14 protein-coding genes are annotated in these 12,506 nt (G+C 73.4%); 4 read left to right on the plus strand and 10 right to left on the minus strand.

What is annotated here, in order from left to right; genetic code table 11:
- Positions 1-40: 40 nt before the first annotated feature.
- The 4 genes from AC4OR8_RS09635 to AC4OR8_RS09650 are packed head-to-tail and all read right to left on the minus strand — an operon-like array spanning position 41 to position 4,775.
- Positions 41-1,060 (minus strand): ABC transporter permease, encoded by a 1,020-nt coding sequence (locus AC4OR8_RS09635; RefSeq protein ID WP_492165340.1) that lies wholly within the window; start codon positions 1,058-1,060, stop codon positions 41-43.
- On the minus strand, positions 1,057-2,055 hold the full coding sequence (locus AC4OR8_RS09640) for an ABC transporter permease (protein WP_492165341.1): 999 nt from the start codon (positions 2,053-2,055) through the stop codon (positions 1,057-1,059). Before AC4OR8_RS09640 ends, AC4OR8_RS09635 begins: the two co-directional genes overlap by 4 nt.
- Positions 2,048-3,685 carry a sugar ABC transporter ATP-binding protein gene (locus AC4OR8_RS09645; RefSeq protein WP_492165342.1) on the minus strand — a complete coding sequence of 546 codons (1,638 nt, stop codon included), beginning with the start codon at positions 3,683-3,685 and terminating at the stop codon, positions 2,048-2,050. The genes AC4OR8_RS09640 and AC4OR8_RS09645 overlap by 8 nt, the downstream gene beginning before the upstream one ends.
- Before the next feature lie 7 nt (positions 3,686-3,692).
- Entirely contained in the window at positions 3,693-4,775 is a 1,083-nt protein-coding gene (locus AC4OR8_RS09650) for an ABC transporter substrate-binding protein (RefSeq protein ID WP_492165343.1), read from the minus strand.
- A 333-nt stretch (positions 4,776-5,108) separates the two neighbouring features.
- Here AC4OR8_RS09650 and AC4OR8_RS09655 point away from each other — a divergent pair, with 333 nt between their 5' ends.
- Positions 5,109-5,909 carry a DeoR/GlpR family DNA-binding transcription regulator gene (locus tag AC4OR8_RS09655; protein ID WP_492165344.1) on the plus strand — a complete coding sequence of 267 codons (801 nt, stop codon included), beginning with the start codon at positions 5,109-5,111 and terminating at the stop codon, positions 5,907-5,909.
- A gap of 33 nt (positions 5,910-5,942) precedes the next feature.
- Here the strand turns inward: AC4OR8_RS09655 and AC4OR8_RS09660 are convergent, their stop codons facing one another.
- The 6 genes from AC4OR8_RS09660 to AC4OR8_RS09685 all read right to left on the minus strand — a co-directional run bounded on the left by AC4OR8_RS09660 (position 5,943) and on the right by AC4OR8_RS09685 (position 10,213).
- The gene (locus AC4OR8_RS09660) at positions 5,943-6,983 is read right to left on the minus strand and encodes a sensor histidine kinase (RefSeq protein ID WP_492165345.1); all 1,041 of its coding nucleotides are present in this window, start codon (positions 6,981-6,983) and stop codon (positions 5,943-5,945) included.
- Positions 6,984-7,075: 92 nt separating this feature from the next.
- Positions 7,076-7,876, minus strand: a complete 801-nt coding sequence (locus AC4OR8_RS09665) for a TrmH family RNA methyltransferase (RefSeq protein ID WP_492166401.1) — start codon at positions 7,874-7,876, stop codon at positions 7,076-7,078.
- Positions 7,873-8,265: a 50S ribosomal protein L20 gene (rplT, locus tag AC4OR8_RS09670; RefSeq protein WP_492165346.1), complete on the minus strand. Its 393-nt coding sequence runs from the start codon at positions 8,263-8,265 to the stop codon at positions 7,873-7,875. The genes AC4OR8_RS09665 and rplT overlap by 4 nt, the downstream gene beginning before the upstream one ends.
- 95 nt (positions 8,266-8,360) lie before the next feature.
- Entirely contained in the window at positions 8,361-8,555 is a 195-nt protein-coding gene (rpmI, locus tag AC4OR8_RS09675) for a 50S ribosomal protein L35 (protein ID WP_492165347.1), read from the minus strand.
- 53 nt (positions 8,556-8,608) lie between these two features.
- Positions 8,609-9,613, minus strand: a complete 1,005-nt coding sequence (gene infC / locus AC4OR8_RS09680) for a translation initiation factor IF-3 (RefSeq protein ID WP_492165348.1) — start codon at positions 9,611-9,613, stop codon at positions 8,609-8,611.
- Positions 9,614-9,706: 93 nt separating this feature from the next.
- Complete coding sequence (locus AC4OR8_RS09685; RefSeq protein WP_492165349.1) at positions 9,707-10,213, minus strand: SseB family protein; 507 nt, start codon at positions 10,211-10,213, stop codon at positions 9,707-9,709.
- Between the two features lie 100 nt (positions 10,214-10,313).
- Between AC4OR8_RS09685 and AC4OR8_RS09690 the strand changes: the two genes are divergently transcribed.
- The 3 genes from AC4OR8_RS09690 to AC4OR8_RS09700 all read left to right on the plus strand — a co-directional run bounded on the left by AC4OR8_RS09690 (position 10,314) and on the right by AC4OR8_RS09700 (position 12,474).
- Positions 10,314-10,775 carry a hypothetical protein gene (locus AC4OR8_RS09690; protein WP_492165350.1) on the plus strand — a complete coding sequence of 154 codons (462 nt, stop codon included), beginning with the start codon at positions 10,314-10,316 and terminating at the stop codon, positions 10,773-10,775.
- Between the two features lie 119 nt (positions 10,776-10,894).
- On the plus strand, positions 10,895-11,407 hold the full coding sequence (locus AC4OR8_RS09695) for a uridine kinase family protein (protein WP_492165351.1): 513 nt from the start codon (positions 10,895-10,897) through the stop codon (positions 11,405-11,407).
- A 143-nt stretch (positions 11,408-11,550) separates the two neighbouring features.
- On the plus strand, positions 11,551-12,474 hold the full coding sequence (locus AC4OR8_RS09700) for an aldose 1-epimerase family protein (RefSeq protein ID WP_492165352.1): 924 nt from the start codon (positions 11,551-11,553) through the stop codon (positions 12,472-12,474).
- Positions 12,475-12,506 lie beyond the last annotated feature (32 nt).

Raw genomic sequence — 12,506 nt, forward strand, 5'->3', positions numbered from 1 at the left:
GTGGGGTGCCGGGCCGTCGTGCGTCGTGGCCAGGCGCTCGTCAGCGTCGGTCGACGCGGGTGAGCCAGCGCTGCAGGGTGACCACGACGAGCAGGATCGTGCCGCTGACGACGGCCTGCCAGTCGGAGTCGAGCGAGCCCACCTGGTTGATCACGTTCTTGATGACCTGCAGCAGCAGGACGCCCACCAGGGTGCCGAGCACGGTGCCGGCACCGCCGGTGAGCAGGGTGCCGCCCAGCACCACCGCAGCGATCGCCTCGAGCTCGGTGCCGACCCCGAGGATCGTGACGCCCGAGGAGGTGTAGGAGGCGATCATGATGCCGCCGAAGCCGGCCAGCAGCGAGGAGCCGACGTAGGTCAGCACCTTGGTGCGTTGCACGGGCAGGCCCATCAGGTCGGCGGCGTCCTCCTGGCCGCCGATCGCCAGCACGCTGGCGCCGTACGACGTGCGGTGCAGGACCAGCGCGCCGAGGGCGAAGAGCACCACGACGAACAGCACGGGGAACGGCACGCCGAGCAGCTCGCCCTGGGCGATCTCACGGAACCCCGAGCCGGCCGGCACCTTGTAGGTGGTCGCGCCCTCGTCGGTGAGCAGCAGCAGCAGCCCACGGGCGAAGAGCAGCCCGGCCAGCGTCACGATGAACGGCGGCAGGCCGCCGCGGGCGATCACCAGGCCCTGCACCAGGCCGATCAGGCCGCAGACGCCGAGCGGCAGCGCCAGGGCGACCAGCGTGCCGTGCTGGGACCCCCAGGCCGCGAGCACGCCCCCCAGGGCGAACACGCTGCCCACGGAGAGGTCGATCCCGCCGGTCATGATCACGAAGGTCATGCCCAGCGCGATCACCGCGAGGAACGAGGCCTGCACGCCGATGCTGGTGAGGTTGCCGCGGCTGGCGAAGGTGTCGAAGCTGACGCTGGCCACGACGAGCACCAGCACGAACACCGCGATGGCGCCCTGGCGCTGCACCAGTGCGGCGAAGCGGGCCCGGGACGACGAGGCGGCCGTGACCGCGTTCGCCGAGGCCGCGTCGCCGGCCGGGGCCGTGGTGGAGGTGGTCATGTACGGGTCCTTCCTCGACCGAGCTGCACGTAGACCGCCAGGATCACGATCACGGCCTGCGCGACCTGGGCGGTGGAGTCGGGGATGTCGTGGAAGATCAGCGTCGCGGTGATCAGCTGCATGAGCAGCGCCCCCGCGACGGTGCCGAGGATGCGCACCCGGCCCCCCGAGAGCGGGGTGCCGCCGATGACGACGGCGGTGATCGCCGACAGCTCCATGAGCAGCCCCAGCTTGGTGGGGTCGCTGGCCTGCGAGCGGGCGGCCAGCAGGATGCCGGCCATCGCCGCGAGCAGCCCCGAGATGACGTACGTCGTCACCAGCACCCGCCGCACGGGCAGGCCCGCCAGCTCGGCGGCGAGCTTGTTGCCGCCGATGGCCACCAGCTGGCGACCGTAGGTGGAGCGGCGCACCAGGCCACCCACCACGAGGGCGACCACCGCTGCCACCGCCACGACGTAGGGGACGCCGAGGACGCTGCCGGTGCCGAGCTCGACCAGGCCGGGGTCGCGGATGGTCTTGATCTGGTCGCCGAACAGGTTGGCGACCCCGCGCCCGGCGACCATCAGCCCGAGCGTCGCCACGATGGGCTGCACCCCGACGTGGGCGACCAGGAAGCCGGCGATCGCCCCGACCGCGACGCCGGCCAGCAGCCCCACCGCGATGGAGGCGCCGGTGCCGTAGCCGACGTAGAGCGGGATGAGCGCTGCGGCGAGCGCCATCACGGCGCCCACCGACAGGTCGATGCCCTCGGTACCGATCACCAGGGCCATGCCGAGGGCCACGATGACCACCGGCGCGACCTGCACCAGCTGCAGGCGCAGGGTGCCGGTGCTGAGGAAGTTGTCGCTGATCGCGACGTTGACCAGGAACAGCAGGCCCAGCGCGACGAACACGCCGTTGCGGCGCACCCAGTCGGCGTCGGGTCGCCGCGAGCGGGCCGCGCCACCCGTCGACGGGTCGGGCGCGGTGGCCGGTGAGGCGGTGCGCTCAGCCATGGGGTCCTCCGGCGGGGGGCGTGGTGGTGGACGTGGTGGTGGTGGTCGGGGTGCTCGACGGCTCGGGGTGCCGGCCGTCGGTGTCGCGGCCGCCGGCCAGGGCGTGCAGCAGCTCGGAGCTGGTGAGCCGGGTGCTGTCGAGCTCGGCCTCCGCGGTGCCGTCGTGCAGCACCACGATGCGGTCGGCGCCCTCGACGAGCTCCTCCATCTCGCTGGAGATCAGCACCACCGCCAGCCCCTGCGCGGCGAGCTCGTCGATGAGCGACTGCACCTCGCGCTTGGCGCCGACGTCGATGCCGCGCGTGGGCTCGTCGAGCAGGAACACCTTGGGCTCGGTGCAGAGCCAGCGGGCGATGAGCACCTTCTGCTGGTTGCCCCCCGAGAGCTCGCGCACGAGCTGGCGGGGGCTGGAGGCCTTGATCTGCAGGCGCTTCATGAACGTGTCGACGAGGGCGTCGATGCGCGCGTCGGACACCACGCCGGCCCGGGAGAACCGGGGCAGGACCGCGAGCGCGATGTTGTCGCGCACCGAGAGGTCGGGGATGATCCCCTCGGCCTTGCGGTCTTCCGAGAGCAGCGCGATGCCGGCCTTCAGCGCCTGGCGCACGGAGTTGCCGCGCACCGGGCTCCCGGCCACGGTGACCGAGCCAGACTGCGTGCGCATCGCGCCGTAGACGGCCTTGACGGTCTCGCTGCGTCCGGAGCCGAGGAGGCCGGCGAGGCCGACCACCTCGCCGGGCCGCACGGTGAGTCCGACGCCGTGGAGGCGGTTGCGCACCTCGAGCCCCTCGACGACCAGCGCGGGCTCGCCGTCGGTGCGGTGCGACTCGCCGAACTCCGTCGCGCCGCCCGCGGCGACCTCCTCGACGTCGCGGCCCAGCATCAACGACACCAGCTCGAGCCGGGTGAGGTCGGCCATCGGCCCCGCGTGCACCTGCCGTCCGTCACGCAGGATGGTGACGGAGTCGCACAGCTCGAAGAGCTCGTCGAGGCGGTGGGAGACGAAGACCAGGCCCACCCCGCGCTCGCGCAGCGAGCGCGCGACACGGAAGAGGGTCTCCACCTCCTTGGCCTCCAGCGACGACGTCGGCTCGTCCATGATCACGACCTTGCTGTCGACCGACATGGCCCGCGCGAGCGCCACCATCTGCTGGGCGCCCAGCCCGAGCCGGCCGAGGTCGGCGGTCACGTCGATGTCGATGCCGAGCTCGGCCATCAGCTCGCGGGCGCGCCGGTTCATGGTGCGCACGTCGAGCAGGCCGAGGCGCCGCGGCTCGCGACCCAGGAAGATGTTGCGGGCCACGCTGAGCAGCGGCACCAGGTTGACCTCCTGGTAGATCGTGGAGATCCCCGCGTCCTGGGCGTCGGAGGGACGTCGGAAGCGCACGCCGGCACCGGCGTAGCGCACCTCCCCGCCGTCGGGCACGTAGACCCCGGTGAGCACCTTGATCAGCGTGGACTTGCCGGCGCCGTTCTCCCCCACGAGGGCGTGGATCTCCCCCGGCGCGAGCCGGAAGTCGACGCCGCGCAGGGCGTGCACGCCGCCGAAGGACTTGGTGACCCCGTCGGTCTCGAGGACGGGGTCACCCGGCTCGCCGCGCGGCGGCGCGGTGGTGGTGGTCTGCGTCACCTCGGCCTCAGAACGCCTTGCCGAGGTCCGCCTCGGCGTTCTCCTCGGTGTACATGTCGTCCTCGATGATCACGTCCTCCGGGATCTCCTCGCCGGCGAAGAACTGCTCCGCGGTCTCGAAGGCCAGCGGCCCGAAGCGGGGGTTGGACTCGATGACGGCGTTGATGTCGCCGTCGACGATGCCCTGCACCGCGTTGCGGGTGCCGTCGATGGAGACGATCGAGATGTCCTTGCCCGGGTCGAGCCCCGCCGCCTTCACGGCGGTGACGGCGCCCAGGGCCATCTCGTCGTTGTGGGCGTAGATGGCGGTGATGTCGGGGTTGGACTGCAGCAGCTGCTCGGTGACCGTCTGGCCCTCGTCGCGCGCGAAGTTCGCGGTCTGCTCGGCCACGATCTCCAGCCCGGGGTACTTCTCCTCGACCGCGTCCTTGAAGCCGGCGTTGCGGTCGTCGGTGACGTTGTTGCCGGACGACCCGAGCAGGACGGCGACCTGCGCCTCCTCACCGGTGACCTCCGCCATCGCGTCGGCCGCGCGCTGGCCCTGGTCGTAGAAGTCGGAGCCGAGGAAGGCGACGTAGTCCTCGCAGGCCTGGTTGGTGACCTTGCGGTCGATCGTCAGCACGGGCACGCCCGCCTTCTTCGCGGCGTCGAGGGCGGGGTCGAGACCCTCGGAGTTGACCGGGGCCACGATCAGGAACTCGACGCCCTGGTTGAGCATGTCCTGGATGTCGGCGATCTGCTTGGGCAGCTCGGCGTTGGCGTTGGTGACGATGAGCTTCTTCACGCCCACGTCGGCCGCGGCGTCGCGGATCGACTGGGTCTCGGCGGCGCGGAACGCCGCGGTGTCCGGCTCGGACTGCGAGAAGCCGACGGTGGCGTCGGCGAGGTCGAGCGCCTTGCCGCCGTACTCGTCGAGGGTGCAGGTGGGGCCGGTGCCCTCGGCCTCCTTGACGACCTGCTCGTCGTCGCCGACGGGGCCGTCGCTGGCCGACTCGTCGTCGCCGGAGTTGGTGCAGCCGGCGAGCGCGAGGGTCGCGACGGCCGCGGTCGCCAGGGCGCGCCATCGCGTCACGGTGTGCTGGGTGTTCATGTCTTCTCCTTGAGCCGAGGGGGCTGCCTCGTGTAACGGCGGTCACAGCAGATGGGCCAAGCAAACATGAACGCACAGGAAAGCGCAACGGGCCGCGCCCAGTCGCCGGTGCCGGGACGCCCCCGCACACCACCCGGCACGGCACCGCCGGGGTCGTGGCCGTCGTACGTTGCGTGTGACGCACGACACGGGCCATGATGACAATTGCCAACAGGCGAACGCAGATCCGAACAACACCACACAACGTCGGCAGCTCCCCCGCCCGGCGCCCGGACCCGTGCTTCACTGTCGCCGCCCCCCACCGCCCACGGCGGCCCGCCGAGAGGACCCCGCATGCTCGCCGCCGAACGCCAGGCCCGCATCCTGCACGAGGTCGAGCGACGCCGGGCCGTCCGGGTCAGCGAGCTCGCCCGCCTGCTGCAGGTCTCCGAGATGACCATCCGTCGCGACCTCGACGTGCTGGCCTCCCAGCAGCGTCTGGACAAGGTGCACGGGGGTGCCACGGTGTCCGGCGGGGGCGGTCCCAGCACCGACGAGCCGGGCTTCGAGGCCAAGTTCGTGCGCCAGACCGCGGAGAAGGAGGCCATCGCGGCCGCGGCCGCCGCGCTGGTGCGCCCGGGGTCGGCCATCGGCCTGTCGGCCGGCACCACGACCTGGACCCTGGCCCACCACCTGCGGGACATCCCCGAGCTCACGGTGGTCACGAACTCCATGCGGGTGGCCGACGTGCTGCACGCCGCGGGCACCAGCAACGTCGTCCTCACCGGGGGTGTGCGCACCCCGTCGGACGCCCTGGTGGGGCCGGTGGCGGTCTCGTCGCTGCGGCTGCTCCACCTCGACCTGGTGTTCCTCGGCGTGCACGGCATGGACGCCCGGGCAGGCTTCACGACGCCGAACCTGTCGGAGGCCGACACCGACCAGGCGCTGGTCGCCGCAGGTCAGCGCCTGGTCGTCCTGGCCGACCACACGAAGTGGGGGATGATCGGCATCAGCACGATCATCCCGCTCGAGGAGGCCGACCTCGTCATCAGCGACGAGGGCCTGCCCGAGGAGGCGCGCGCGGTGCTGGGCGAGGCCGCCGGCGACCTGGTGCTGGCCCCGTCCCGCAGCATCGACGGCGTGGGCGCGCCCTAGCACCGCGGGCGGGCCCGGCGCCGGGGCACGGGGTCACCGGACCCGGCGGTCCTCGGTGGGCCAGGTGAGCACGATGCGCGCGCCGCCACCGGGGGCGTCGTCGATCACCACGGTCGCGCCGTGGGCGCGGGTGAGCCCGCCGACGATGTACATGCCCAGGCCGGTCCCGCCGCGGGCACCGCCCTTCCAGAACTTCGTGAAGACCCGTCGGCGCAGGTCGAGCGGGATGCCCTCCCCCTCGTCGTCGATGGTGATCCGCACCCCCTCGGGCTCGGCGCCGTCGGGCTCGAGGAGCACGCTGACGGTGCCGTCGCCGTGGCGCACACCGTTCTCGACCAGGTTGGTGACGACCTGGGTGAGCTTGTCGGGGTCGGCGGAGACCGGCGGGAGCCCGGGGCGCACGTCGAGGTCGATGCGGCGGGTCGTGCCGGCGCGCACCGACTCCACGATGCGGGTGACCAGCACCTCCGCGTCGCACGGGCGGGGGTAGAGCTGCAGCCGGCCCGTGTCGATGCGGGCGACGTCGAGGAGCTCGGCGATGAGGCGGCTGAGCCGGTCGGAGTCGGCGCTGACCGTGGTGAGCATCAGCTTCTTCTGCTCGTCGCTCAGGCGGTCCCAGCGGTTGAGCATCGCGGTGACGAAGCCCTTGACCCCGGTCAGCGGCGAGCGCAGCTCGTGGGCGACGGTCGCCACCAGGTCGGAGCGCTCCCGGTCCAGGCGCGCCCGGCCACGCCCGGAGCGCAGCGTCACCACGACCCCCGAGACGGGGCTGCGCAGCCCCGGCCGGTGGATGCGCGCCGCGGCGAGCACCTCGGTGCCGTCGGGCAGCAGCCACGACTGCTCGGGCACGGCGGTGCGGGTGGCCAGGCCCGCGTAGGGGCGGTTGTGCTGGAACCAGGCCACCCCGTCCTGGTCCTGCAGGGCCAGGACGTCGCCGAGGTCGCGGCCCACCGCGTCGACGGCGGCCGCGCCGAGCATCTGCGCCGCGACACGCGACACCAGGGTCACCCGGCCCTCGGCGTCGGCCGAGACGACGCCGTCGGGCAACGAGTCGGCGAGCTCCTGGGCGTCCACGCGCCCACCCTAGGACGCCGCTCCCCCGCCGTGTGACGGCACGGCCGGCACGCCCGGCCTGCCAGCACGTCCGGGCCCGGCCGTGCGCCAGGTCAGGCGGGTCGGGCCCGCTGCACCCGGGCCGAGGCGTACAAGCACACCGCAGCGGCGGTGGAGAGGTTGAGGCTCTCGGCGCGGCCGTGGATGGGGATGGCCACGCGCCGGTCGGCCAGGGCCGCGAGCTCGGTGGGCAGGCCGCGGGCCTCGTTGCCGAACAGCCAGGCGGTCGGGCGGGCCAGCTCGTCGTCGAGGTCGAACAGGTCGTCGTCGCCGTCGCCTTCGGCGGCCAGCACCTGCAGGCCGGCGGCCTGCAGGGCGAGCACGGTGGCCACGGGGTCGGGCTCGACCGCCAGCGGCACGTGGAAGAGGCTGCCGACGCTGGCCCGCACCGTCTTGGGGTTGTACGCGTCGACCGAGCTGCCGGCCAGCACGACGGCGCCCGCGCCGGTGGCGTCGGCGCAGCGCACGACGGTGCCGGCGTTGCCGGGGTCGCGGACGTCGCAGCACACCGCGACCAGTGCCGGCGCGGGGTCGAGGAGGTGGTGCAGCGGGCGGTCGAGGAAGCGGCAGACCGCCACGACACCGGCCGGGCTCACGGAGTCGCTGAGCGCGGCGAGCGCGCGCTCGTCGACCGGCGTCCAGACCGGGGCGGCGGCCACCAGGTCGGGGTGGCGCTGGGCGGCGGCCGGCGTGGCGAAGACCTCGACCACGCAGCCGGGGGTGCCCAGGGCACCCTCGACGGCCTTCGGGCCGTCAGCGAGGAACAGCCGCCGCTCGGAGCGATCCGAGCGGCGGCTGAGCCTGCGTGCGTCCTTGACGCGGCTGTTGCCGGCCGTCAGGGGGATGGTGCTCAGGCCGAGGCCTCGACCTTGGGGGCGTTGACGTCGGCGGGGAGCGCGGCGCGGGCCGTCTCCACGAGGACGTTGAACGCGGCGACGTCGTTGACGGCCAGGTCGGCGAGGATCTTGCGGTCGACCTCGACGCCGGCCAGGTTGAGGCCCTGGATGAAGCGGTTGTAGGTCATGCCCTGCGCACGCGCGGCGGCGTTGATGCGCTGGATCCACAGCTTGCGGAAGTTGCCCTTGTTCTTGCGGCGGTCGTTGTAGCTGTAGACCAGGGAGTGGGTGACCTGCTCCTTGGCCTTGCGGTACAGCCGCGAGCGCTGGCCGCGGTAGCCGCTGGCCCGCTCGAGGGTCGTCCGGCGCTTCTTCTGGGCGTTCACTGCCCGCTTGACGCGTGCCACGATGGTGCTCCTTGTTGCTCGGGTTCGGGGGTGACCGGGTGCCGACGTCGGGACCGGTCAGGCGCCTGCGCGCTGCGCAGGCACGGGGCGGTGGATCAGATGCCCAGCATCTTCTTGGCGCGCGGGACGTCGGCCTTGGCGACCTCCACGGTGCCGGTCAGGCGACGGGTGACCTTGGAGGACTTCTTCTCCAGGTTGTGTCGCTTGCCCGCCTTCTCGCGAAGGATCTTGCCCGTTCCGGTCACGCGGAAGCGCTTGCTCGCACCGGAGTGGCTCTTGTTCTTCGGCATATCGATCTCTCTCTCGTCGTCGCCTCGGGCACGGTGGTGCCCCGGCGGGAGTCTCAGGCCTCGATCTCGGGATCGAGGTTCTCGGAGCGGCCGCGCTCCTTCTTCTTCGCCACGGGCCCCGCGGCGTGGGCGGCGTCGCGCTCAGCGCGCTCGTCGGCGACCACGGCGGCCCGCTCGGCGGCCTTGTTCTCCTTCTGGGCCAGCATGTCGACCTTGGCCTCGGCCTTCTTCTTGTGCGGGCCGAGGACCATGATCATGTTGCGCCCGTCCTGCTTGGGCGAGGACTCCACGAAGCCGAGGTCGGTGACGTCCTCGGCCAGACGCTGCAGCAGCCGGAACCCCAGCTCGGGGCGGTGCTGCTCACGACCACGGAACATGATCGTGATCTTGACCTTGTCGCCGGCCCGCAGGAACCGGACGACGTGCCCCTTCTTCGTCTCGTAGTCGTGGGCGTCGATCTTCGGACGAAGCTTCATCTCCTTGATGATCACGTTCGTCTGGTTGCGACGGGCCTCGCGCGCCTTCTGGGCGTTCTCGTACTTGAACTTGCCGTAGTCCATGAGCTTGCAGACCGGCGGGCGGGCCATGGGGGCGATCTCGACGAGGTCGAGGTCGGCTTCCTGGGCGAGGCGCAGCGCGTCGGCGGTGGGAACGATGCCGACGGTCTCGCCACTGGGGCCAACGAGACGGACCTCGGAAACCCGGATCCGGTCGTTGATTCGAAGCTCGGTGCTGATGTGTCCTCCTGGTTGGGGATCCGTCCGGAGGTCTCTGCACCGTCGCCCGTGGGGGGCGGCGAAATCAACAGAGGCTTCCGCTGGTGACCCAAGCGGAAGCCAGTCGCGACACGTCTCCCGCCACGGCGGGACGCATCTACGAGGGTCCTTGACGTCGTACGGCGACGACGTCGTCGGTGGATCCTCGTAGACCGGACCCGACGACCTGTGACGTGGACTGCTCCACGAGGGCGGTCGGTGCGGGTGGGAGACGTGTGCTGCTGGTCCCCGCTTGGAGATCGGCACCACCGTGGGGTCACGGTGGAACTGATCGGTCAACACCGAAGATTAGCCGATGATTCCGGCACCGGCCAATCGTGCCGGGCGGTCGAGCCGGCCCGTGGCACTGGTCCGCCCCGCGGCCGCGGGCGACGCTCAGGCGTCGGGTCGCAGCCACCCGGTGCGCTCGCCGACGCGGGTCAGCGTCCAGCCCGCGGCGAGCGCGTCGAGGTCCTGACCCTCCACGACCAGGGTCGCCGGGCCCGCCAGGTCGACGACCAGCGCCGCCGCGCCCTCCTGCACCGCCGAGCGGGCGGCCAGGGCAGCCGGCACCGGCACCGGACGGGCCGCGGGGTCCCAGGCGGCCATCGAGGCCAGCCCGGTGAAGGCCAGCAGGGCGGTACGCCCGTCTCGGCCGGTCATCAGGACCGCGGCCATGTCGCTGGTCTTGTCGTGGGCCAGCCCCGCGTCGTCGACCTCCACCTCGCCGAGCACCGCGACCACCGGGACCAGCAGCCGCGTCCCGGCCACGGCGGCGAGGGCCTCGGCGTACCGGCTGCGGTCGGCGGCGTGGGCGGCCAGTGCCAGGGCCACCGCGGGCGAGGTCGAGCCGTCGTCGTCGGGGAAGGCCGGGCCTTGCAGCTGTCGGGGGGTCTCGCTCACTCCCCCACCCTCTCAGGCCGACCCACGCCAGGCCCCGGACCCGCGGGGCCCGGCGCGCGGGTCACGAGCGCCCGTCGTGGCGGTGTGTCAGGCTGGAGGGGTGGACGACGCCGCGTGGGCCGCACTGACCATCACCCTCACCGTGCTCGGTGGGGTCTGGACCTGGATCGCCTGGAAGCGCCGCGGACCGGCCCCCGCCCTGCGTGCCGCCGGCCTCAGCCTGCTGCCCCTGGCCGCCTACCTGACCGACACCCTGCAGATGTTCACCCGCATCGTCGATGCGGTCTCCGACTGGGCGCTGCGCCTGGTCTTCAGCCCCACGGTCTGGGTGGGCGTCGTGCTCGCCGCGGTCGGTGTGGCGATGGCGCTCCTCGCCGGCGCCCTGATCGCCCGTGGGGTCGGCGTGCGGGGCCGCGGCGCCGCACCGGCCGCCGCCCCCGCCGGGGAGGGCCGACGCGCCGTCGGAGGTCGTCCTGCGGCCGCCCAGGGCAAGGGCGAGCCGGCCATCGACGACGACCTCGCCGACATCGAGGCCCTGCTGCGCGAGCGCGGGATCACCTGAGCCCGGACGTCGAGCCGGGCGTCGAGCCGGGCGGCGGCCCGACCGGCACGTCGGCCACCGCGCGGCTCCTGCTCGACCTGACCCTGGACCGCGCGCCCACGCTGGGCGGCGGCCGGCTGGTGTGCGTCGACGGTCCCGCCGGCTCCGGCAAGACCACGCTCGCCGGTGCCGTCGCCCGCCTCGCCGGCGCGCCGGTGGTGCACCTCGACGACCTGTACGACGGCTGGACGGGGCTGCCCCGCGTGGGCCGGCAGCTGGCCACCCTGCTCGAGCCGCTGGCATCCGGGGAGGTGGGGCGCTACCGCCGGCACGACTGGACCACCGGCACCTGGGCCGAGACCGTCGAGGTCGCCCCCGCCCCGCTGCTGGTGCTGGAGGGCGTGGGGTCGGGTGCCGCGGCCCACGACGCGCTGCAGACCGTGCTGGTGTGGGTCGAGGCCCCCGCCGCGCTCCGGCTGCGGCGCGGCCTGGCCCGCGACGGCCACGACCAGCTCGACCACTGGCGGCGCTGGACGCAGGCCGAAGCCACCCACCTGGCCCGCGAGCGCACCCGCGAGCGCGCCGACGTGCTGGTCGACGGCACCGGGGCGCGGGCACCCGTCGTCCGCGACCCGCGCGATCGCGCCGGTTGAGCGATCCAGGGCTCGCACGGCTGCTCGACCAGCGCACACCGCACCCCGCACGGTGCAGCCGTGTCCGCACCGGCGCGCGGCCGCACCCGCGCAGGTGCGCCGCTCAGGCGACCGCGGAACGGCGCCCTCCTAGGGTGGGCGGCATGCGTCCTCCCAGCGGTGAGCAGGTCACGATCAGCGGCGGCGGCTACCACGCCACGGTCACCGAGAGCGGGGCGGCGCTGCGCGTGCTGCGCCACGGCGAGCGCCCGCTGCTCGACGGGTTCGCCGAGGACGCGATGGCCTCCGGCGGGCGCGGCCAGCTGCTGATGCCCTGGCCCAACCGGGTGCGCGACGGCCGCTGGACGTGGCAGGGCCGCGAGCTGCAGCTGGCGCTGAGCGAGCCGGCGCGCGGCAACGCCTCCCACGGGCTGGTGCGCTGGGTGGCCTGGACGGTGGCGGAGCGCACCGACAGCTCGGTCGCGCTCACCTACCGGCTGATGGCCCAGACCGGCTACCCCTGGACGCTCGACCTGCGCGTCGACTACGCCCTGTCGCCCGACGGCCTCACCGTCACCCAGCGGGCCACCAACACCTCCGCCTCCCCCGCCCCCTGGGCCAGCGGTGCCCACCCCTACCTGCGCGTCGGCGACGGACCGGTGGACGGCCTCGAGCTCACGCTGCCGGCGGTGACGCGGCTGCTCACCGACGACCGGATGATCCCGGTGGACCGCGAGCCGGTGGCCGGCACCTCCCACGACTTCCGCCGCGCCCGCGCGGTGGGCGACCTCGTGCTCGACGACGGCTTCACCGACCTGCTGCCCGACGACGACGGCACGACGACCGTGGTGCTGCGTGACCCGGGCTCGGGCGAGGGCGTGTGCCTGTGGGTCGACGGGCACCACACCGCGCTGCAGGTCTTCACCGGCGAGAGCGACCCCGCCACGGCCCGGCGGGCGTTGGCCGTGGAGCCGATGACGGCACCGGCCGACGCGCTGCGCACCGGGGAGCACCTGGTCACCCTTGGGCCGGCCGGCAGCGGCGACGACACCTGGTCGGCCTCCTGGGGCGTGCGGGCCCTCGGCTGACCCGGTCGGACGTACGCCGGACCGCGCCGGTC

Source organism: Nocardioides sp. FY1077 (genome assembly GCF_058681775.1).

What these genes read in the sequence shown, in the direction of transcription:
- AC4OR8_RS09635 (WP_492165340.1), bottom strand. Translation starts at nt 1,060, where the DNA reads ATGACCACCTCCACCACGGCCCCGGCCGGCGACGCGGCCTCGGCGAAC.
- AC4OR8_RS09640 (WP_492165341.1), bottom strand. Translation starts at nt 2,055, where the DNA reads ATGGCTGAGCGCACCGCCTCACCGGCCACCGCGCCCGACCCGTCGACG.
- AC4OR8_RS09650 (WP_492165343.1), bottom strand. Translation starts at nt 4,775, where the DNA reads ATGAACACCCAGCACACCGTGACGCGATGGCGCGCCCTGGCGACCGCG.
- AC4OR8_RS09655 (WP_492165344.1), top strand. Translation starts at nt 5,109, where the DNA reads ATGCTCGCCGCCGAACGCCAGGCCCGCATCCTGCACGAGGTCGAGCGA.
- rpmI (WP_492165347.1), bottom strand. Translation starts at nt 8,555, where the DNA reads ATGCCGAAGAACAAGAGCCACTCCGGTGCGAGCAAGCGCTTCCGCGTG.
- AC4OR8_RS09700 (WP_492165352.1), top strand. Translation starts at nt 11,551, where the DNA reads ATGCGTCCTCCCAGCGGTGAGCAGGTCACGATCAGCGGCGGCGGCTAC.